Origin of the sequence: Sporosarcina soli (assembly GCF_042655805.1) — a bacterium.
In the GTDB taxonomy this organism is placed as follows: Bacteria; Bacillota; Bacilli; order Bacillales_A; family Planococcaceae; genus Sporosarcina; species Sporosarcina soli.
On record NZ_JBHSNO010000013.1, the window covers coordinates 1 to 21,089 of the forward strand.

The 21,089-nt window shown below is 44.6% G+C and carries 18 protein-coding genes, 1 tRNA gene, 1 other RNA gene and 1 other annotated feature; of the genes, 4 read left to right on the forward strand and 16 right to left on the reverse strand.

Translation table 11 applies throughout. The features are described from left to right. Window positions 1–266: 266 nt before the first annotated feature. The 6 genes from ACFPRA_RS18785 to ffs all read right to left on the reverse strand — a co-directional run bounded on the left by ACFPRA_RS18785 (window position 267) and on the right by ffs (window position 4,164). Window positions 267–530: a pro-sigmaK processing inhibitor BofA family protein gene (locus tag ACFPRA_RS18785; protein ID WP_381438089.1), complete on the reverse strand. Its 264-nt coding sequence runs from the start codon at window positions 528–530 to the stop codon at window positions 267–269. Window positions 531–585: 55 nt separating this feature from the next. Further along, window positions 586–798 (reverse strand): YaaL family protein, encoded by a 213-nt coding sequence (locus ACFPRA_RS18790; RefSeq protein ID WP_381438091.1) that lies wholly within the window; start codon window positions 796–798, stop codon window positions 586–588. A 12-nt stretch (window positions 799–810) separates the two neighbouring features. Then, window positions 811–1,407 (reverse strand): recombination mediator RecR, encoded by a 597-nt coding sequence (gene recR / locus ACFPRA_RS18795; RefSeq protein WP_239392674.1) that lies wholly within the window; start codon window positions 1,405–1,407, stop codon window positions 811–813. A gap of 11 nt (window positions 1,408–1,418) precedes the next feature. Further along, on the reverse strand, window positions 1,419–1,739 hold the full coding sequence (locus tag ACFPRA_RS18800; RefSeq protein WP_381438094.1) for a YbaB/EbfC family nucleoid-associated protein: 321 nt from the start codon (window positions 1,737–1,739) through the stop codon (window positions 1,419–1,421). Window positions 1,740–1,760: 21 nt separating this feature from the next. After that, on the reverse strand, window positions 1,761–3,518 hold the full coding sequence (dnaX, locus tag ACFPRA_RS18805) for a DNA polymerase III subunit gamma/tau (RefSeq protein WP_381438096.1): 1,758 nt from the start codon (window positions 3,516–3,518) through the stop codon (window positions 1,761–1,763). 379 nt (window positions 3,519–3,897) lie between these two features. After that, window positions 3,898–4,164: signal recognition particle sRNA large type (gene ffs, locus ACFPRA_RS18810), an RNA gene on the reverse strand. 471 nt (window positions 4,165–4,635) lie between these two features. Between ffs and ACFPRA_RS18815 the strand changes: the two genes are divergently transcribed. Next, window positions 4,636–4,728: transfer RNA gene (locus ACFPRA_RS18815), tRNA-Ser, on the forward strand. Window positions 4,729–4,922: 194 nt separating this feature from the next. On the opposite strand, the gene thrB is transcribed toward ACFPRA_RS18815, so the two are convergent. Genes thrB through ACFPRA_RS18830 form a run of 3 tightly spaced genes read right to left on the reverse strand, consistent with a single transcriptional unit; the run spans window position 4,923 to window position 8,181 of the window. Next, entirely contained in the window at window positions 4,923–5,828 is a 906-nt protein-coding gene (gene thrB / locus ACFPRA_RS18820; protein ID WP_381438099.1) for a homoserine kinase, read from the reverse strand. Continuing rightward, complete coding sequence (thrC, locus tag ACFPRA_RS18825) at window positions 5,828–6,886, reverse strand: threonine synthase (protein ID WP_381438101.1); 1,059 nt, start codon at window positions 6,884–6,886, stop codon at window positions 5,828–5,830. Before thrC ends, thrB begins: the two co-directional genes overlap by 1 nt. 2 nt (window positions 6,887–6,888) lie before the next feature. After that, on the reverse strand, window positions 6,889–8,181 hold the full coding sequence (locus tag ACFPRA_RS18830) for a homoserine dehydrogenase (protein ID WP_381438104.1): 1,293 nt from the start codon (window positions 8,179–8,181) through the stop codon (window positions 6,889–6,891). A gap of 155 nt (window positions 8,182–8,336) precedes the next feature. Here ACFPRA_RS18830 and ACFPRA_RS18835 point away from each other — a divergent pair, with 155 nt between their 5' ends. Next, a complete protein-coding gene (locus tag ACFPRA_RS18835) occupies window positions 8,337–9,704 on the forward strand; it encodes an aspartate kinase (protein ID WP_381438106.1) in 1,368 nt (455 codons plus the stop codon). Window positions 9,705–10,120: 416 nt separating this feature from the next. Here the strand turns inward: ACFPRA_RS18835 and ACFPRA_RS18840 are convergent, their stop codons facing one another. From ACFPRA_RS18840 to ACFPRA_RS18850, 3 genes are all read right to left on the reverse strand, one after another. Further along, window positions 10,121–10,750: a hypothetical protein gene (locus ACFPRA_RS18840; protein WP_381438108.1), complete on the reverse strand. Its 630-nt coding sequence runs from the start codon at window positions 10,748–10,750 to the stop codon at window positions 10,121–10,123. Between the two features lie 303 nt (window positions 10,751–11,053). Then, on the reverse strand, window positions 11,054–11,722 hold the full coding sequence (locus tag ACFPRA_RS18845) for a deoxynucleoside kinase (RefSeq protein ID WP_381438110.1): 669 nt from the start codon (window positions 11,720–11,722) through the stop codon (window positions 11,054–11,056). Further along, a complete protein-coding gene (locus ACFPRA_RS18850) occupies window positions 11,723–12,355 on the reverse strand; it encodes a deoxynucleoside kinase (RefSeq protein WP_381438113.1) in 633 nt (210 codons plus the stop codon). It abuts the gene before it with no gap. A gap of 191 nt (window positions 12,356–12,546) precedes the next feature. Between ACFPRA_RS18850 and tadA the strand changes: the two genes are divergently transcribed. Then, window positions 12,547–13,050: a tRNA adenosine(34) deaminase TadA gene (gene tadA, locus ACFPRA_RS18855; protein ID WP_381438116.1), complete on the forward strand. Its 504-nt coding sequence runs from the start codon at window positions 12,547–12,549 to the stop codon at window positions 13,048–13,050. Window positions 13,051–13,110: 60 nt separating this feature from the next. On the opposite strand, the gene serS is transcribed toward tadA, so the two are convergent. Beyond that, window positions 13,111–14,388 (reverse strand): serine--tRNA ligase, encoded by a 1,278-nt coding sequence (serS, locus tag ACFPRA_RS18860; protein ID WP_381438118.1) that lies wholly within the window; start codon window positions 14,386–14,388, stop codon window positions 13,111–13,113. Between the two features lie 69 nt (window positions 14,389–14,457). Continuing rightward, window positions 14,458–14,675, reverse strand: a binding site (T-box leader). Window positions 14,676–14,815: 140 nt separating this feature from the next. Beyond that, window positions 14,816–15,661 carry a pyridoxal 5'-phosphate synthase lyase subunit PdxS gene (gene pdxS, locus ACFPRA_RS18865; RefSeq protein ID WP_381438121.1) on the reverse strand — a complete coding sequence of 282 codons (846 nt, stop codon included), beginning with the start codon at window positions 15,659–15,661 and terminating at the stop codon, window positions 14,816–14,818. Between the two features lie 101 nt (window positions 15,662–15,762). Here pdxS and pdxR point away from each other — a divergent pair, with 101 nt between their 5' ends. Then, on the forward strand, window positions 15,763–17,166 hold the full coding sequence (gene pdxR / locus ACFPRA_RS18870; protein ID WP_381438123.1) for a MocR-like pyridoxine biosynthesis transcription factor PdxR: 1,404 nt from the start codon (window positions 15,763–15,765) through the stop codon (window positions 17,164–17,166). 34 nt (window positions 17,167–17,200) lie between these two features. Here the strand turns inward: pdxR and ACFPRA_RS18875 are convergent, their stop codons facing one another. Together ACFPRA_RS18875 and guaB are read right to left on the reverse strand one after the other, a co-directional pair. After that, window positions 17,201–18,544, reverse strand: coding sequence for a serine hydrolase (locus ACFPRA_RS18875; RefSeq protein WP_381438126.1), 1,344 nt, complete (start codon window positions 18,542–18,544; stop codon window positions 17,201–17,203). 153 nt (window positions 18,545–18,697) lie between these two features. Further along, the gene (gene guaB / locus ACFPRA_RS18880) at window positions 18,698–20,161 is read right to left on the reverse strand and encodes an IMP dehydrogenase (protein WP_239392659.1); all 1,464 of its coding nucleotides are present in this window, start codon (window positions 20,159–20,161) and stop codon (window positions 18,698–18,700) included. Between the last annotated feature and the right edge of the window lie 928 nt (window positions 20,162–21,089).

Sequence of the window (21,089 nt, forward strand, 5' to 3'; positions counted from 1 at the left end):
ATAGCTCATTTCTTGCTGACTTTGAATCCGAAGATTCGTTTGTGTTTGTGTCCCCGACAGAGTCGGTTCAACAAACTGTATTTGTTAACGTTTTGCTGTTCAGTTTTCAAGGTTCATATCATCGTCATTCCTCAGCGACAACTTTTATATCATAACAAGTTTCGAATCAGATGTCAACAACTTTTTTATTTTTTGTTTTGTCCGCCGTCTTCCTCACTGGCGACTCATATAATAATACATTACCTTTAAATCGAAGTCAACACTTTTTATAAAAATAATGCAAAGGCGCAGATTGTAGCGAATCCCGGAATGCCTAAAACCGCTAGTAGCAAGCCTGACGCAATGTTGACCGGGACATAAAGGCCAATGAAACCACCCGCTACATTCATCGCAAATAAAATAAGAAATGCAAAGGCGAGTCGGAACCAGAAAACAGAAAACCTTTCCATCAATTTTTGAATCTGTTTCTTGTCCATCACCAACAACAAAAGAAGAATGAACCCGACAGCTACAATACTAATGATTTTCATAGAGAAACACTCCTTCCGATGAATGGTCCAGTATATGCTCCTCATCGAAAGAATATCATTCACTGCTTAACTGTCGGATTTTCGCTTCTCTAAAAAGATAAAAGTGTTTGCTTTCGGCAATTTTTCGTCGAACGATCACTTCTTGCTCATAATCATTAAGATATCTCTCAATTTCTCGAGCTCTCTCCCAATCTTCTTTTGTTTCTAACATTAAGGAAAGGAGACGATCATCAAATTCTTTTTTCAACTTTCTCTTCCGACTAAACATCCCTCTTGACCCCTAAAGTTCCCGACGCCCTTCCAGCGCCTTCGATAATGTAACCTCATCTGCGTATTCAAGGTCTCCACCGACAGGGAGTCCGTGAGCAATCCTCGTCGTCACAATTCCTGATGGTTTCACAAGTCTTGAAATATACATTGCGGTTGCCTCCCCCTCTATAGTAGGGTTTGTGGCCAATATCAATTCTTCAACTTTTTCGTCTTGTAATCTTGTTAATAAAGAAGGAACGTTAATATCTTCCGGTCCAATTCCGTCCATCGGTGAAATCGCACCGTGGAGAACATGATAGAGACCGTTATAATCCCGCATCTTTTCCATCGCAATAACATCTTTCGGATCTTGAACAACGCAAATCATTGAACCGTCGCGTTGCTTATCTTGACAAATTTGGCAAGGATCAACATCTGTAATATGTCCGCACACTGAACAAAAGCTTAAGTTCCTTTTTGCATCGACAAGCGCCTTCGCGAAGTCGAGCACCGTGTCTTCTTGCATATCTAACACAAAAAACGCCAGACGGCCCGCCGTTTTCGGGCCGATTCCTGGCAACTTCATAAAACTATCGATCAGCTTCGATATTGGTTCTGGGTAATGCATTGCCGCTCCTCCTAGAACATTCCAGGCAAGTTCAATCCCTTCGTGAATTGACCCATTGTGGAGTTCGTTAATTCTTCCGCTTTTGCCATTGCTTCATTTGTCGCAATGACAACTAAATCTTGTAGCATTTCAACATCTTCCGGATCTACAACCGATGAATCAATGATGACGTCAATCACTTTTTTATCCCCGGATACAATCACTTTCACCATACCGCCACCAGCGGCACCTTCTAGACGTTCTTCCGTTAACTTTTCTTGTGCCTCTGCCATTTTCTTTTGCATTTTCTGCATTTGCTTCATCATACCTTGCATATTTCCCATACCGCGCATGTTTGTTTCCTCCTCCAAATTTTAGTCATCAAAAACTTCTATGAATTCCTTGCCAAAGAGCTTCTCCGCTTCTGTTACAAGTGGATCCAAATTTTCTTGTTCCGCTTCTTTTACGAAGGAAAGAGGTTCCTCGTCACTTGTTGTATCAGCTGGATCATCGGGATCCTGTTGCTTCGCAAGTTTGTTTTTCCGGATGAATTCTTCCCGAACTTTCAACCAACCTTCTTCCGGTACGTAGACAACATCATACGCTTTACCGGTCCGAGAACGTAATGCCTCCGCCAGCCCCGCGCGAAGCGATGCATTTTCTGAGGCCATCTGACAATGGATTTCATATTTGAACTTTAACACAAAAGCATTCTCTGATGCTGCTACTGGTTCTGTTTCATCCAGTAATGCAGCATGCGATTTTTGCAGTGTTTGCATCATCCCTGCCCATTCTTCTCGAATCGTCTGGATGTCTTTTTTTGTAGCCATTTTGAGTACTTCATGGATTTTACCCGTTGGAATCTTGAATGATTGCATTGATTTCGATGCATTTTTTCTTGGTTGTGCAACCTGTTCAGTGGAAGCTTGTATCCCCGCTCCGCTGGCAATCTGTTGTTGCAGCCCTTTAATCACCTGCTCAAGCTCCGCAACTTTTTGAGAAAGCCCTGCATCGTCCTTCTGTCCACTATTTTTTTGTGAAGGATGGACATCGAGATGGATCATTTTTAACAAAGCGGATTCAATATAAACTTTCACATGATTCGAGAATCGCATTTCCTGTTGGGTTTTCGCCAAAATATCAATGAACGAATACAACAAATCCGGATCGAACCGTTGCGCCAACTCTACAAAACGTTCATCGCCCGAAACGAGTTCAAGTAAATCTTGCATACTTGGCGCTGTTCGCAACAGGAGTAAATCCCTGAAAAATGTGATAAAGTCTTCCGCAAGCCTCGAAACATCTTTTCCTTCCGCGATCAGACGGTCAAGCAAAGAAAGTGCCGCACCGGCATCTTTTTCAAGAAGCGCCTCCGCCAATTGATAAAAAATCCCTTCACCAATCGATCCGGTCACCAATAGAGCATCTTCGACCGTCAATCGATCTCCGCTGAACGAAACGACTTGATCAAGCATACTCAGTGCATCACGCATCCCTCCTGAAGCTGCTTGGGCAATAACTTTCAAAGCGTCTTCATCGGATTCGATGCCCGCATCTGCAAGAACCGTTTTCATCCGATCAATAATGTCAGATGGTGTAATCGGTTTAAAATCAAAGCGTTGACATCTTGAAATGATCGTAAGCGGAAGTTTATGTGGTTCTGTCGTCGCCAATATAAAAACGACATGCGATGGCGGTTCTTCCAATGTTTTCAATAAAGCATTGAACGCCGAATTTGATAACATATGCACTTCGTCTATAATATACACTTTGAAACGGGCGTTGGATGGAGCAAATCGCACCTTTTCGATAATATCCCGCATCTCTTCAACACGGGAGTTAGAAGCGGCGTCAAATTCAATCACATCCGTATTCGAGCCATCTGTAATGCTGAGACAAGTCGGGCATTCGTTACACGGTTCTTTGGCTGGACCATTTTCACAGTTCAGCGCTTTCGCGAAAACTTTCGCAGCACTCGTTTTCCCGGTACCACGTGGCCCTGAAAATAAATAAGCATGTGTCGTCTTATTATGGAGGAGAGCATTCTGAAGTGTCTGTTTCACATGTTGCTGTCCAGACATCTCAGCAAATGACTGAGGACGATATACACGATAAAAAGCTTGATACACCAACAGTTTTTCCTCCTTTTGACGCCATGCGGCAATGTTTCTATTATAGCACAAATCATTGTAAGAAATCTTTCTCTACATACAATCAATTACGCCTCGACGTAATTGCGTCCAGATTTTGAATCGAGCTTGAGGCTTATAGGATGTAGGTCATGCAGTCGTTGTGAATCGAACAGCAAAGGGTTCGATTTTCCTTAATTTCTGCGATCTTTGCAGAATTGAGGCACTTTTCGTTTAGGCCGTCGCGAACTTAGACTGTCTTCCATGACTCCTTTTAAAATCTGTGACATCCGCCAGAGGCCTTGTCTTTGTTCAGCGGGCAGCTGAATGAAGACAAAAAAACCCGCCCGTTAAACGGACGAGTTGGATTGTAAATGTAAAGCCGTGCACCTTCCTTCGACAGCCGCACATAAGCGTTACTCCTGTCGCCAGCTCGGCCTAGGCGACCCCGCGGCACATGAGAGAGTCCACTTAATGCTGCTTCCTTCCGGACCTGACATGGTTCATGGGTTCCCATTGCGCAGGACCCAAACGTCAACACTACGTGCAAGAGGCAGACCCTACAATACGGACAGCCTCGAAAAGGAATTCAGTCTTGCTAGAGCGGATTGCAAGTTACAGGGCACCGCTACCTCCCCACCTAGCACGGCATTTACTATTATACTCAATCCACTAGGTTAAATCAATTAAAATAAATCAATTACGCCTCGACGTAATTGCGTCCAGATTTTGAATCGAGCTTGAGGCTTATAGGATGTAGGTCATGCAGTCGTTGCGAACCGAACAGCAAAGGGTTCGATTTTCCTTAATTTCTGCGATCTGTGCAGAAATTAAGACACTTTTCTTTTAGGACGTCGCGAACTTAGACAGCCTTCCATGACTCCTTTCAAAATCTGCGACATCCGCCGGAGGCTTTATCTTCATTCAGCGGGCGTTTGAACACCCATCGAACAGGAATACAAAACGGCATTCATCTCATCACCTATAGGGGTGGGAGTCTTCTGTAGCTGACGCTTCGCTTTCAGTACAAAAATATTTGCTGAATGAAGATAAACGAACATCTTTTCAAAAAGCTGTTGACACTCTGTTTCAAACATGGTAAATTATATCTTGTTGTTACGGAGGAATACCCAAGCCTGGCTGAAGGGATCGGTCTTGAAAACCGACAGGGGTGTTAAAGCCCGCGGGGGTTCGAATCCCTCTTCCTCCGCCATATTTTCAACTTAGCGCATAAGTATGGAGATCAGATCCGTTACAAATTCAATGGATTTTTCTTCACAATAAACCAAATCAAAAAATGACAAGAAGCGAAACCGATGCATTGTGCAATGGGTGCGCTTCTTTTTAAATACATTGCTAAAAAAGGTGACCCTACTCCTTTGCGAGGGGGGTCACCTTTTTCGGATTTTACACAAATACTTTTTTCACAACCGCGCCTGTAGTGGAAGGTTGAATAGCGAGAGGTGTGTAATAAGGGAATTTTTCTGCTAAACTTTCCGCCATTCTCTCCTCATCGCCTTGTTTCACGGCCACAAATATGGATGGGCCTGCCCCGCTGATGGTCGTGCCATATGCGCCATTTTCACGACAGACGGAACGAATCTGTTCGAAATCGGGTAGCAATGACTTTCGATAGGGTTCGTGGAAGATATCCTTTTCCATCATCCGTCCTGCCGTCTCCCAATCGTTGCGTGCCATTGCTGCTGCCATCACACAGCTTGCTGCACTTCCCGCTGTCGCTTCCTTATGTGACAATTGTTCAGGCAATAGCCCCCGTGATTTTTCTGTCTGAAGCGCTGCAGGTGGAACGAGAAGCACCGCTCCAAGTTTAGGTTGTGGTAAATGAATGACGTCCATTTCCTCTTCTACAAAGTAGGAAACCGTTACACCGCCTAATAATGCCGCTGATACATTATCCGCATGTCCTTCTAATTCACTGCCAATCCGCACTTTATCGTTTGCAGAAAGATCCAATGACAGTAAATGATCTGCAATTTCAATTCCTGCTGCAATGGCGCTGGCACTACTGCCAAGTCCTTTTCCAAGCGGGATATCGGATTGAACGCGAAGCTGAAGCGGAGAAGCTACCTGTCCCTTGCGCTTTGCTACGTGCTGGATCGTCGTCACAATCAAATTATTTTCCCCGCTTGCCAAGTCCCGATATTCATCGCCATCGTATTTCACGGTCCACTCGTCAGCTGCTGTCACATCCACTTTCATATACAAAGAAAGCGCCAGCCCAATACTATCGAAACCAGGTCCGAGATTCGCCGTAGTCGCAGGAACAACTACTGAGAAATCGGCTTCTTGCATCACTTAGCTCCTACTTTCAAGTCATTCAATAATGTATCGAATTGTTCACGGGATAGCAGCGGTTGTTCTTCATTCACTTTAATAGCTGTTTCAGGATCTTTCAATCCATTTCCAGTCAGGATGCCAACAATTGTCGTACCTTTTTCCAATAATCCAGCGTCAAGGCGTTTTTTGATCCCTGCAATTGTTGCGCAAGAACCTGGCTCAGCAAATACCCCTTCTGTTGAAGCAATTAAGCGATACGCTTCCAAAATTTCTTCGTCAGTGACCGACAAAATTGCACCATCCGATTCTGCCAGTGCGTTCTTCGCCAATTGCCAGCTCGCAGGATTTCCGATACGGATTGCTGTCGCAACAGTTTCAGGCTCTTCGAACACACGGTCATAGACGATCGGCGCCGCGCCGTCCGCCTGCACGCCAAGAAGCTTCGGTGTTGCTGTCCCTTTGCGCTCAGCATATTCCTTGAATCCTTTCCAAGCCGCTGAAATATTACCGGCATTGCCGACAGGAAGAGCAAAAACATCCGGTACTTGGCCTAGCTGTTCAATCGCTTCAAACGCAATTGTCTTTTGACCTTCCAAACGGTATGGATTGACCGAGTTGACAACGGCCACTTTCCCTTCCCCAGCTTCCCGAACCATGTTCAATGCTTCGTCGAAGTTGCCTGCGATTTCAACGATTTCAGCACCGTACATTTTTGCTTGTGCCAATTTCCCAAGAGCAATTTTCCCTTCCGGAATTACAACAATTGTTCGCATACCTGCACGCGCACCATATGCGGCTGCTGATGCTGAAGTGTTGCCTGTCGATGCACAAATGAGGACCTCTTTCCCTTCCTCTTTCGCTTTGGCAACAGCCATGACCATTCCGCGGTCTTTAAAGGAGCCTGTAGGATTCGTTCCTTCCGTTTTCACGTATAAATTGATGCCCCATTGCTCGGACAAGTTTTTCAGATGAATGAGGGGTGTATTCCCTTCTTGCAGCGTCAATGCAGGTGTGTTTTCCGTCACCGGTAACCATTCTTTATATTCTTCGATTAATCCATTCCATCTTCTCATCATTATTCCCCCTCTACCCGGTAATGGCTTAGCAAACCGATTACCTCTGGTGTCTCATTTAATTCATTTGCAATATCAAGGTGTTGCTGTCTAGAAATTTTATGTGTAATAAAAATTAGCTCCGCACCCGACTCACTTTTATTGGAGTCTTGGACGACCGTCGCCAAACTTGCACCGTGTGCACTGTAAATTGCCGTCAATTTCGTTAACACACCGACTTCGTCTTTCACATGGATACGGTGGAAATAACGGGAATACTTTTCACGGTCATTTTTCACTTTTCGCTCATACTGCATCACATGCGGTCTTTTACCATTCACGTCAAGCAATAGATTGCGGCATGCCGCCACAATATCCCCTGTCACTGACGTTGCTGTGGGCATGGAGCCCGCACCCGGTCCATAGAACATCGTCTCCCCAACCGCATCGCCATAGATATATACAGCATTAAACTCGTTGTTAACCGATGCCAATGGGTGCGAATTCGGGAAAAATACCGGTTCGACCGCTACTTCTACTCCGTCTTCATCTTTGCGGGCAGATCCGGCAAGTTTCACCGTATAGCCGAACTGCTCTGCAAGTTCCAAGTCGCCGTCACGAATCTCTTTTAATCCTCTCACAAAAACGTCTTCAAGGCGAACCTCTGTTGAAAATGAAAGAGATGCCAAAATAACCATTTTACGTGCAGCATCGATGCCGTCGACATCCGCTGATGGATCAGCTTCCGCAAAGCCAAGTTCTGTCGCTTCCATGAGCGCATCTTCATAGGACATCTTTTCATGTTTCATCTTCGTCAGGATGAAGTTCGTCGTTCCGTTCACAATACCCATTAAGGCGCTGATACGATCCGAAGCCAATCCATCTTCCAATGTACGAATCAATGGAATACCACCGCCGACACTAGCTTCAAATAACAAGTCACAATTATTCACATCCGCCAATTCCAACAGTTCGCGTCCGTATTCCGCCATGACATCCTTGTTAGCCGTCACCACGCCTTTGCCAGCACGGAGGGAACTTTCAATTGCATCTTTGGCCTCGCCTATTCCACCCATCACCTCGACGATGATATCGATGGATGGATCTTCGAGTATCGTCTGTAAATCAGACGTGAACACATCCGACGAAAGGGACGTGTCTCTTTTTTTATATAAATCTTTTACCAATACTTTTTTAATACCGACAGAAGCCCCAAGCTTATGGCGTAAGTCCTCTTGGTGGTTCTGTAAAATTTTCGCCACCCCGCTACCGACAACGCCAAATCCTAACAATCCAATATTTATTTCATTTTTCATTGACGATTCTCCTAACTATATGTACACTATGAAAAAACAATCGTTCTTTGTATAAGGACATTATAGTGAAATACTCGGTGAATAACAACCCCGTTTTTCATCTAATTTGAAATAACCCAAAATTATTATTATTGAATAGATAGGATTTGATAAAAATGAAAGTATGTAAATTTGGTGGAACATCCGTCGCATCCGCAGAACAGATTAAAAAAGTCGCGAACATTGTCACTGCTGATCCTTCCCGTAAAGTGGTCGTCGTCTCGGCACCGGGCAAACGATTCAGTGAAGATGAAAAAGTGACAGACTTGCTTATTCACCTTGCTGAACAAGCCTTAAAAGGAGAGAACACGGACTGGGAACTGGAAAAAGTCATCGATCGATATCGCCTGATCGCGACAGAACTTGATCTTTCAGATGACATCGTTCAAATCATCGAACAGGATTTACGACAACGACTGGACTTCGATCAAAACGATGCCGTCCTTTATATGGATAACCTGAAAGCATCTGGAGAAGACAATAATGCCAAACTGATTGCAGCTTATTTCTCCCATATCGGCCTCGAAGCCACTTACATCTGTCCGAAAGAAGCGGGTCTTCTTGTGACCAATCGCCCTGAACGCGTTCAAGCATTGCCGGCTGGCGATGAACGGCTAGCGAAATTACGCGATCAACCTGGTATCATCGTGTTCCCTGGCTTTTTCGGTTACACGGAAGATGGGACACTCCGTACGTTCAATCGCGGTGGTTCTGACATTACCGGATCTTTACTAGCCGCCGCAACGGAAGCAGAGCTATACGAGAATTTTACAGATGTCGATTCGGTATTTGCGGCCAACCCGACAATTGTCGATAACCCAATTGCCATCGATAAAATGACATACCGTGAAATGCGTGAACTGGCATACGCCGGCTTTTCCGTTTTCCATGACGAAGCACTAATGCCCGCGTTCCGACGTTCCGTTCCGGTTTGCATTAAAAATACGAATAATCCGGACGCGCCCGGCACAATGATTGTGAAAGAACGAAATCATTCGACACACCCGGTCATCGGCATTGCCGCGGATAGTGGCTTCTCAACATTATTCGTCGACAAATATTTAATGAATCAGGAAATCGGTTTCGGTCGACGTTTATTACAAATATTAGAAGAGGAAGAAATCCCTTTCGAACATACGCCATCCGGCATCGACAATATTTCTGTAATCATCCGAAGCAAATTCCTTACTGCCCATAAAGAAGCACGTATCATCCAAAGGGTGAAGGAAGAATTGAATGCCGACGATGTCCATCTGCACTCAGATTACTCCATGATTGTGCTGGTCGGTGAAGGGATGCGCCATGCGACAGGGCTTGCTGCCCGTGCAGCATCCGCTATCGCCCATGCAGGCGTCAGCATCCAAATGATCAACCAAGGCTCTTCCGAAGTTAGCCTCGTCTTCGGTGTCCATCAAGAAGATGAAAACAAAATTTTAAAAGGATTGTACGAAGAGTTTTTCCAAAAATCAGCTGTACTTCGTTAAATCAATTACGCCTCGGCGTAATTGCGTCCAGATTTTGAATTGAGCAAAGCTCACGTCTAGTCTTCAGGCGCCAGGGGCTCGGGACATAAGTCAAAGTTGCTCTGTGGCAAAAGGCGCCACGCCACATCTTCGCCTTATGCCTGTCACCCCTAGGCAGGCGCCCTACGCTTTTGGAGAATTAACTCCTTTCAAAATCTGTGACATCCGCGGGCCTACAGGATGTAGGTCATGCAGTCGTTGCGACAGGACGTCGCGAACTTAGACTGCCTTCTATACTTCGTTCGGCGGGCGTTTGAACACCCGCCGATCAGGAAACAAAACAGCATTCATCTCGATATCTATAGAGGTGGGAATCTTCTGCCGAACGAAGATAAAAAAACCGGCATATCGCCCTGATTAGGTGATATGCCGGTTTTTCAACATTGTGGCAAAAACATATTGGGAAATTGTTTTACGATGGCATTGGCAATCATATCCGACATGGCCAAAGCCTCCGCTACAATTTGATCGAATACCTCGATATCTTCTTGGAAGTTTTTCTGAATCATACAAACCGCTTCATGTTTTGTCAGCGCCAAGTGTGTGTAAAACATTGCTCTTACCTCTTCCGTTTCCAAATAAGGATTGATGCTACTTAGAAACATCGCAATGTCATCCGCATTCCGATACCATTCCTTTTCTTTTTCCGCCGCCGTTTTTTCATCCTCTTTTGCTGCCGCTGTCACCAATTCTGCAGCTAACACAAGATGTTCCTTAATAAGTGCGGCGTATCGATCCGCGATTTGATCGCCATAAAAAGGACGTAAGCAATTTCCCAAATCAGTTGCATTCCTTAAAAGACGTTCTTGTACGTATGGCAAATCCGGCAAACCAAAAACAATACTGATAATGGTCATTCGTGTCCAGTTGACATGCTCCATCCAAAGAAGCCTGTTCATATTGACAAAATCGGTCTCTGCTTGATTGACACAATACCGCCCATATCTTGGATGTGCTTTACTCAAAATATAGCGAGCAGGCGCTGTAAATTGTGAGCTAGGTTTCACTTCATCACCACTCCCATGATATCCGTAAGTGTAAACACTACAATCTATTCGAGTACCTATTGTTTTGTGAATAAACAAAAGCGTAAGCGCCTGCACAGGGGCGACAGGCATAAGTCAAGTCGACGGCGTGGCTTTTTTTGCCACAGAGTCGGCTTGACTATCTAAGAACACAGTCTAAGTCCGCCGCGTCCTGCGGCAACGATTGCGTAACTCACATCCAGTGAGCCTCCGAACCCCAAGGTGCTTGAGTCTAGACGAAAAAAAGAGCAACCAAAACTGAATGGCTGCTTTTACCTGTATGATTTATTTTCTTAAAAAGGCGGTCTGTTCAAAAAAATGTCCGATCCGTTCCACAATGGTCTCGACTTCTTGTGGATTTTTCAGCAGGTCATAATCGTTTATGTCCAATCGTAGTATGGGACATGCATTGAATGAATTGATCCACTTATCGTAACGAGCATGCATCTCTTCCCAATAAGAAATGGGCGTCTGCTGTTCCATATGACGGCCTCGTTCTTGGATACGCGAAAGGATGCCGTCCAGCGGTCCTTCCAAGTAGATGAGCAAGTCCGGGTGTGGAAAATAAGGTGTCATTACCATTGCCTCAAACAAATTCGTATACGTTTCGTAATCGACAGGATTCATTGTTCCTTTTTCCTGATGCATTTTTGCAAAAATCCCCGTATCTTCATAAATAGAACGGTCTTGGACAAAGCCACCGCCGTACTCAAACATCCGTTTCTGCTCCTTAAAGCGTTCCGCCAAGAAATAGATTTGCAAATGGAAACTCCATTTCTCAAAGTCCTCATAAAAAAGATCAAGATATGGATTCTGGTCGACATTCTCAAATGATGTTCTAAATTGTAATGCATCCGCAAGTGCTTGTGTCATTGTCGACTTCCCGACACCGACCGTTCCAGCAATCGTAATGATCGCATTGTTGGGAATTCCATATTTTTCGCGTAAATTCATTCAAAATGCTCCTTTTTGTATCGTTTCATCCACCCGATTTAAAATGTATTGCAAGTCCTGTTCATTGTTCACAAAGTCTAGCTCATCTCCATCAAATCGAAGGATCGGGATCTCAGGATGTGCCAATTCAAAATAGGTGATAAATGCAGCATAATCTTCTGCTAGCTGTTGCAAATAGGCAGGATCCATATTTTTTTCGAAAGTACGTCCACGCATTTGTACGCGCTTCATCAGTGTTTCTAAACTGGCGTGAAGATAAATGATGAGGTTTGGCACGGGCATGTCCTTCGTCAGGATTTTGTAGATTTCCTCGTACTTCACATACTCATCAGGACGTAGCGTTCGTTTCGCAAAAATAAGGTTTTTGAAAATATGATAATCCGCTACGACAGGCTTTTTTTCCTCAATGATTGTCGTTTTGAGATCACTGAGCTGTTTATAGCGATTACAAAGAAAAAACATTTCGGTCTGGAAGCTCCATTCCTCGATGTTATCGTAAAATTTATTTAAAAACGGATTTTCATCCACAATTTCGTTCAACTGATCATAATGTTGTGTCTCCGCGATTGCTTTGCAAAGCGATGTTTTCCCAACACCAATCGGCCCTTCAACCGTTATGAACGGAACAAACATCTACGTTTCCCCCTTATTGCTCAATAAGTGCTCTTTATTTTATCATACGGAGCGTTTGAAGAATAGTGATCCAATAATGTAAGTCAGTCTCCAACATTCTGAATTGTTACACGTGGAACATTCCGGCCGGACCATTAGAAACTTCTACTGAAGAAAATTCAATGCTACACTGTTTACAAGGAGAGATGAACATGGATGCTTTTGAAAAGGATCGATTTTATATGCAGATGGCGATCGATGAGGCAATGAAGGCGCAAGCGATTGGTGAAGTGCCTATCGGAGCTGTCATTGTCTATGAAGATCAAGTGATTGCACGTGCACATAATTTACGTGAAACAACCCAAAATGCGGTCACCCACGCGGAATTATCTGCTATACAAGATGCATGCAAAGTAATTGACAGCTGGCGTTTAGAAGATACGACATTGTATGTCACATTAGAACCGTGTCCGATGTGTGCCGGCGCCATTTTGCAATCAAGGGTGCCGCGAGTCGTCTATGGAGCACGTGATCCGAAAGGCGGTTGTGTTGACTCCCTCTACAGACTGTTGAACGATCCACGCTTCAATCACGAATGCGACATAACGGAAGGGGTGCTGGGAGATGAATGCGGGGAAATGCTGACGGCATTTTTCAGGGCCATTCGAGAACGGAAAAAGAAGACGAAAAAAGCAATCGCTCGGAACGTTGAATGACGTCCCCGCGATTGCTTTTTACTTTCAATACGGTTTCAAGCATGTTCTTGTATCGTTTTCTTATTTCGTAATGACTTCTTTTCCACCCATATACGGACGAAGGACTTCCGGAATGATGACCGAACCGTCTTCTTGCTGGTAATTTTCAAGAATCGCAGCCACTGTACGGCCAACCGCCAGACCACTGCCATTTAATGTATGCACATATTCAGGTTTCGCTCCCGCTTCACGACGGAAACGGATCGAAGCACGGCGCGCTTGGAAATCTTCGAAGTTTGAACAAGAAGAAATTTCACGGTACACATTTTGTGTCGGAATCCATACTTCAATATCGTATTTTTTAGCAGCTGTAAACCCAAGATCGGCTGTACACATTTTCAATACGCGGTATGGAAGTTTCAGCAACTGCAATACTTTTTCTGCATGGCCTGTCAATTTTTCTAGCTCTTCATAAGAATCTTCCGGTTTTACGAAACGGACAAGTTCCACTTTGTTGAATTGATGCTGACGGATCAGCCCACGTGTATCACGACCGGCAGAACCTGCTTCTGAACGGAAATTCGTGCTATACGCCGCATATGCAAGCGGAAGTTCTGCACCGTCAAGAATCTCGTCACGATGAAAATTCGTCACCGGTACTTCTGATGTCGGAATGAGGAAGTAGTCTTCTTCCTCCACTAAAAATGCATCTTCTTCAAACTTCGGAAGTTGCCCTGTCCCTGTCAAACTTGTACGATTCACCATGTAAGGCGGCAGCATTTCTTCGTAGCCATGCTCTTCATAATGAAGATCCATCATGAAGTTGATCAATGCCCGCTCAAGACGTGCGCCAAGCCCCCGATAAAAGACGAAACGACTCCCCGTTACTTTTGCCGCCCTTTCAAAATCAAGAAGGTTCAAGCCTGTCCCGATTTCCCAATGCGGTTTCGCTTCAAATGCGAATTCAGGAAGTTCTCCCCATGTACGCACTTCAACATTGTCATCCTCGCTATCGCCAACCGGAACGCTATCATGAGGAATATTCGGTACGCGCATCATAATATAATCAAGCTCTTCTTCAACTTTATGGAGTTCCTCGTCGAGACCTTTGATTTCATCACCTACCGCGCGCATACGCGCAATGACGTCATCGGCATTTTCTTTGTTGCGCTTCATTTCCGCCACTTTTTGCGACACTTCATTGCGTTCCGCTTTCAATAACTCCACTTTCGCAATCAAATCTCTTCTTTTCTCATCCAAGCCACCAAATTTATCAAAGTCGGAAAGGTCTTCCCCACGTTTCGAAAGTTTCTCCTTCACCTCATCGAAATTGGCACGGACTCTTTTAATATCCAACATCGTTTATTCCTCCTTAAAATATCGACAATAATGGAAATAGACAATAAAAAAAGCCCTCCATTCCCTTATATAAGGGACGAGAACTACCCGCGTTGCCACCCAAATTGACAGAACAACCCTGTCCTATCCACTCATTGAAATAACGGTTCAAGAACCGGCACAGGCCTACTCCCAGTTCGACCCGGCTACTCAAGGACGGATTCACAAGTGTCTTTACCGGCTTGCACCAACCGCCAGCTCTCTTCAAAAAAAACGAACTTGTTACTACTTCCCATCATCGTCTCTTATTTGCAATTAATTATACTTACCCTAACATATGGGTAACTTTTTGGCAAGTTGAATACCTACCCATATGTATGCGCTTTCCCTTCGTCTAATTATGAAGCAAAAAAGCGAAGGGCTGCCCCTCCGCTTTCCAAATTCCTATTTACCAACCGCGTTCTTGCATACGCTCGCCTTCAGCTAAGCCAGCGATTTCCAAACCTTTCATTGGCGTACCAATATCTTTAGACAGGTCACCAATCAATTGATAGTCTTTGAAGTTTTGTGTCGCTTGAACAATGGCTCGCGCAAATTTCTCAGGGTTTTCTGATTTGAAAATTCCTGATCCAACGAATACGCCATCCGCACCAAGTTCCATCATTAGCGCTGCATCCGCTGGCGTTGCCACGCCGCCCGCTGCATAGTTGGTAACTGGTAGTCGACCATGCTCTTTAATCGCAAGCAACACTTCATAAGGTGCGCCAAGATCGCGGGCTTCTGTCATGATTTCATCTTCGTTCATATGGACGACACGGTTCACTTGCGCGTTCACTTTACGTAAATGGCGTACGGCCTCTACGATGTTGCCCGTGCCCGGTTCCCCTTTCGTCCGCAGCATTTTCGCTCCTTCACCAAGACGGCGAGCTGCTTCCCCTAGATCTCGTGCACCGCAAACAAATGGCACGTTGTATTGGTTTTTCAACAGATGGAATTCTTCATCTGCAGGCGTCAATACTTCACTTTCATCGATATAGTCTACCCCCATCGCTTCCAATACTCTCGCTTCTGAAATATGGCCGATTCGCACTTTGGCCATGACCGGGATGGACACTGCGCCTTGTACCTCTTCAATGATACGCGGGTCAGCCATGCGTGCGACGCCTCCCGCTTTCCGGATATCGGAAGGGACACGCTCAAGCGCCATAACTGCAATCGCACCTGCCGCCTCCGCTATTTTTGCCTGTTCTGCGTTAATAACATCCATTATGACTCCACCGTATTGAAAATTCATTTTTTCTTCCCCCTTTTCTTATTGTTCAGTATAATGGATTATGACCTTATTAAAATACCCAGTTCCGATTAAATTAAAGTGGTCAGTTGGAGGCGTTCAATATGGAAATGTTATTGATCAAATTGGAAAAAAATATAGAGAGCCCGTTATATGAACAGATTTACGACCAAATTCGGCGCGACATTACAAACGGAAAATTACCGATTGGCATGAAACTTCCATCCAAACGGAAACTCGGTGAATTCCTCGCTGTGAGTCAGACGACCATCGAGCTCGCCTATGCGCAGCTTATAGCGGAGGGATTCATCTCTTCTCAACCGCGAAAAGGATTTTACGTGCAAGCCATTGAAGAGCTCTCCTACGTCCAGCCGATGGCCCCGATTGAGAAGACCGTCAATAAAACGACAGAGGACATTGCTTTCGATTTCTCACCCGGAAAAATTGACACCAGCTCCTTTCCTTTCGATCAGTGGAGAAAGTACGCCAAAGACGTTATAGATGAATCTTCCCAACACCTTTTACTCCTGGGGCATCCGCATGGCGACTACGAATTACGGCAAGAAATTGCGCGGTATTTATATCATTCACGTGGGGTCGATTGTACGCCCGAACAAATTATTGTTGGGTCGGGAACTGAACAACTGATGCCGTTGCTGATCCGGATTTTAGGCACCGATGCAACTTATGCCATAGAAGACCCCGGGTATCCGCTCACCCACCATGTTTTTTATCATAATAACCGAGAGGCGATACCAATTTTAGTCGATGACGAAGGAATGGATGTACGAGCCCTCCAACGCTCGGGGGCAACTATTGCCTACGTTACCCCCTCCCACCAGTTTCCGACCGGTACAGTGCTCTCTGCATCCCGTAGAATCGCTTTATTAAACTGGGCTTCCTCAAAGGATGAACATTTTATAATTGAGGACGATTACGACAGTGAATTCCGATACAGCGGACGTCCCATTCCTTCACTACAAGGGATGGATAAAAGCGGGAACGTCATCTATTTAAGTACATTCTCAAAATCGCTCATGCCTTCGCTACGGATCGCCTATATGGTGCTTCCTCCCGTGTTGCTTGATCGATACGAAAAGGCATTCATCCACTATGCTGCAACCGTTCCCCGACTCGATCAGCATATTCTGTCCCGCTTTATGGCAGACGGACATTTTTCACGCCATTTGAATCGGATGCGGAAGACCTATAAACGGAAACTCCAAGTGTTATCGGAAGCACTACTCGCATATGCGCCGTCCGTTTCATTTTCAGGCGACGAAGCAGGCATGCACATCATTCTGACAGTCCATACGCAAACCATTGAAGCAGCCCTTGAAGAAACGGCAAGAAAGGCAGGCATCCGTGTCTATAGTGTTAATGAATACAGAACCAGCCCCGTGACAGGCGAACCTTCTTTTCTCATCGGCTTCGGTGGCCTTTCCATCAAGGAGATCAAAACAGCCGTGGAAAGGCTGATGGTTGCTTGGCAAATCAAAAAGGTGTAGAATCCGCCCCGGGACTCTACACCTTTTCTTTTACTTATTTAAATAACCCTTTAACAAAATCGATAGCGCTTGTCCAAATGCCTGCGAAGAAATCACCAATCGCACCCATCATGAGCGCAAACCAACCTGCTTTGTCGACCGCATCAACTGTTACAACAGCAGTACCCGAATTTTTATCATCGATAAAGCCATAATCGGTTCCTTCCGTCTTCACGAGCTTCACATGTCCCACAACAGTATCCTTTTCGATAGGTGCTTGTAATACACCATCTGTCAGCTTCGATTCATCAATGACTAGCTCCGGCACATACAAATCTTTTTCGCTTGTTTTCACCATCATCCGAATCGGCTCTTTCACTGCGATGGATACATTTTTCTCTTTTCCTTTGATGACGCCGAGTTCTTTTTGTTTATCAAACTGATAACCCGCTGGAACAAATTCTACTTCTGAAAATTGGCTGAAACCATAATCGAACAAGGCACGTGTTGCATCGAATCTTGCTTTGTACGAGCCGACGCCATTTGCATCGACAGCTTTCATCACAACCGCGATAACGCGTCTGTCATCCCGTTTCGCTGTTCCTGTGAAATTGTATCCCGCAAATTCCGTCGTGCCGGTTTTTAAACCATCAACACCTTCGTACTCATAAACGAAACCTGGAAGCATGAAGTTAAAGTTGTCCATTTTAGTTGCATCCGTTGTACCTTCACGGAAAATTTTTGTATTTATTTTCGTTGTTTCCAAAACCTCTGGATAATCATGCAGCAAATGGTACGCAAGCCTTGCAACCGATTTAGCAGGCATGACGTTCTCATCATTCGCGCCTGTCCCTTGCGGATGCATCCCTTGTAGATCACTGTTATTCAAACCGGTAGAGTTGACAAATTTATAATCTTCCAAGCCCAGTTCTTCTGCTTTCGCATTCATCAGCTTCAGAAACTCGGTTTCCGTTCCTGCAATCGTTTCGGCAATTGCAATCGTTGCCGCGTTCGCGGAATAAATCGCTAATGCTTCATACAATTCACGAATCGTATACGTTCCGTCTCTTCGAAGTGGTACGTTACTGAGACGACGGTCCTGTGAAATCGCGTACGTATAATCATTTACTTTATACTCTTGATCCCAGCTAATCGTTCCCTCTTCAATCGCTTCAAAAAGAAGGTATTCAGTCATCATTTTCGTCATACTCGCAATGAATAAAGGCGTATCTGCATTTTCTTCATATAGGATCTTTCCGCTATCCGCGTCAATTAAAATTGCCCCGTCCACATGAATGCCCAATGTAGACGCCGCAGAAGCGGGAACCGTGCCAATTGTCATCAGTAGCAACAGCGGCATTAAGAGCAATGCCACCCATTTTCTCATTTCCCGTTTCACTTTTCTACCTCCGTTATTGCTATTTCCCCAAGGTCATTTTATCATAACACAACTACTCCATGGGAACTAAACCAAAAAAGCACCTTTCCGCTCATATGTAGACGCAGGAAAGGTGCTGAAGTTCCTTCATTCCGGTTCTCAATTTTTATTCCATTAAAGTGAGTAGTTCGGAGCTTCTTTTGTAATTTGGACTTGGTGTGGATGGCTTTCACGTAAACCCGCACCCGTCATGCGCACAAATTGCGCTTTTTCACGTAGTTCATACAAATCCTTCGTACCGCAGTAGCCCATCCCTGCACGAACACCACCAACCAATTGGTGAATGGAGTCTGCCAATGGTCCTTTATATGGCATACGTCCTTCGATTCCTTCCGGCACGAGTTTTTTCGCTTCGTCTTGGAAGTAACGGTCTTTTGAACCACGTTCCATGGATGCCACAGATCCCATTCCACGATATACTTTGAAACGGCGTCCTTGGAAGATTTCAGTTTCTCCCGGACTTTCTGTCGTACCCGCAAGAAGACTTCCAAGCATTACAGCATGTCCACCCGCAGCAAGTGCTTTGACAATATCGCCCGAGTACTTGATGCCGCCATCCGCTATAATCGTTTTCCCTTGTTTACGCGCTTCTGTCGCACATTCGTATACCGCTGTGATTTGTGGTACTCCGACGCCTGCTACAACGCGTGTCGTACAAATCGATCCAGGGCCAATTCCGACCTTTACAACGTCGGCTCCAGCTTCATACAATGCACGTGCACCCTCAGCCGTAGCAACGTTTCCTGCAATAATATCAAGATCTGGATAGAGACGACGAATTTCCGCAACCGTCTCAAGAACACCTTTCGAATGTCCATGCGCCGTATCAATGACAATTACATCGACTTCCGCTTTCACAAGTTTTTCGACACGCAGCAACGTATCTGTTGTCACGCCGACAGCTGCACCGACGAGGAGACGTCCATGTTTATCTTTTGCAGCATTCGGGAATTCGATTACTTTCTCGATATCCTTAATGGTAATTAAACCAGTCAAAATGCCATTTTCATCGACGATTGGCAACTTTTCAATTTTATGTTGCTGTAAAATCTTCTCAGCATCTTCAAGCGTTGTCCCTACAGGCGCTGTTACAAGATTTTCTTTTGTCATTACATCATCAATAACCAATGAGTAATCTTGGATGAAGCGAAGATCACGGTTTGTGAGAATCCCGACAAGTTTTAATTCTTCCATATTATTCACAATAGGAACGCCAGAGATACGATATTTGCCCATCAAATGCTCAGCGTCAAATACTTGGTGTTCAGGAGTTAAGAAAAATGGATTCGTGATAACGCCATTTTCGGAACGTTTAACAGTCACCACAAGTTCAGCTTGTTCCTCGATGCTCATATTTTTATGGATGACACCAAGTCCTCCTTGACGAGCCATGGCAATCGCCATTTTCGCTTCTGTCACCGTATCCATCCCAGCACTGATGATTGGAATATTCAATTTGATCTTGTCAGTCAAATTGACAGAAAGAGATACATCCTTCGGCAATACTTCAGAAGGTCCCGGTATTAACAATACATCATCGAACGTAAGTCCTTCACGTGCAAATTTTGATTCCCACATTCCATTACGCCTCCTATTGTTTTCAGATCAATTACACCTCGGCGTAATTGCGTCCAGATTTTGAATTGCGAATCGAACAGCGAAGGGTTCGATTTGCCGTATTTCTGCGTTTTTTGCAGAAATTAAGGCACTTAGATAAGCGCAATTCAAAATCTGTGACATCCGCCGGAGGCTTAACTTGATTCAGCAGGGAGTTTGGACTCCCTCTGTTTGAAATGCTTTCTTGGCATTCATCCCACCACTTATGGAAGCGGAGGACTTCTGCTGAAGCAAGTTAAATATTATTAAAAGGTTATCAGCGCAAGCAATACCTGTCAAGGTACTGTAAATAAGAAAAAGTATTCCTATTATTCACTGAATAATTTGTTCATTGAAATTCATTATTTCGGATGGAAAAATACGAGCGAAGGTACGCCGTTCTTCAAAAACAATCCATATTTTATGCACCTCATATAATAATTAAAATCCTTTACAGCGAATCTGCAACAGATTTCCATTCGGTTCTTTTACAAACAAATTGCAAAGCCTAGCCATGGAATTCAATCTTTCCACCTCTTTAGTATACTTATACAATATGCAGTTTTACTTTTATTTTCAAGTTAGGAGGTAAGAATCAAAAAATCACCTTTTCTGCAATGACCTTGACGCCTAGCAACGTCCTACTCTTGCACAAGTGGCCCCCGACTGCCATCATGCTTAGAACCTTTACTTCCTTGTTCATGGCCGTGAAAGGGGAGTATGAGAGTTTGATCACTTGGAAGTAGCTTTGAGCGCTGTGACGGGAGATTGATCACTTAGAAGTTACTTTAAGCGCCCGCGGAAGGTATATGAGCGCTTTATGTATTAGAATAATTTTTAAACAATTGCATTGGCTTCCCCTTTTTAAGATATCTGCATTTCAACTCCTATTTTTCTATTTGTAAACACA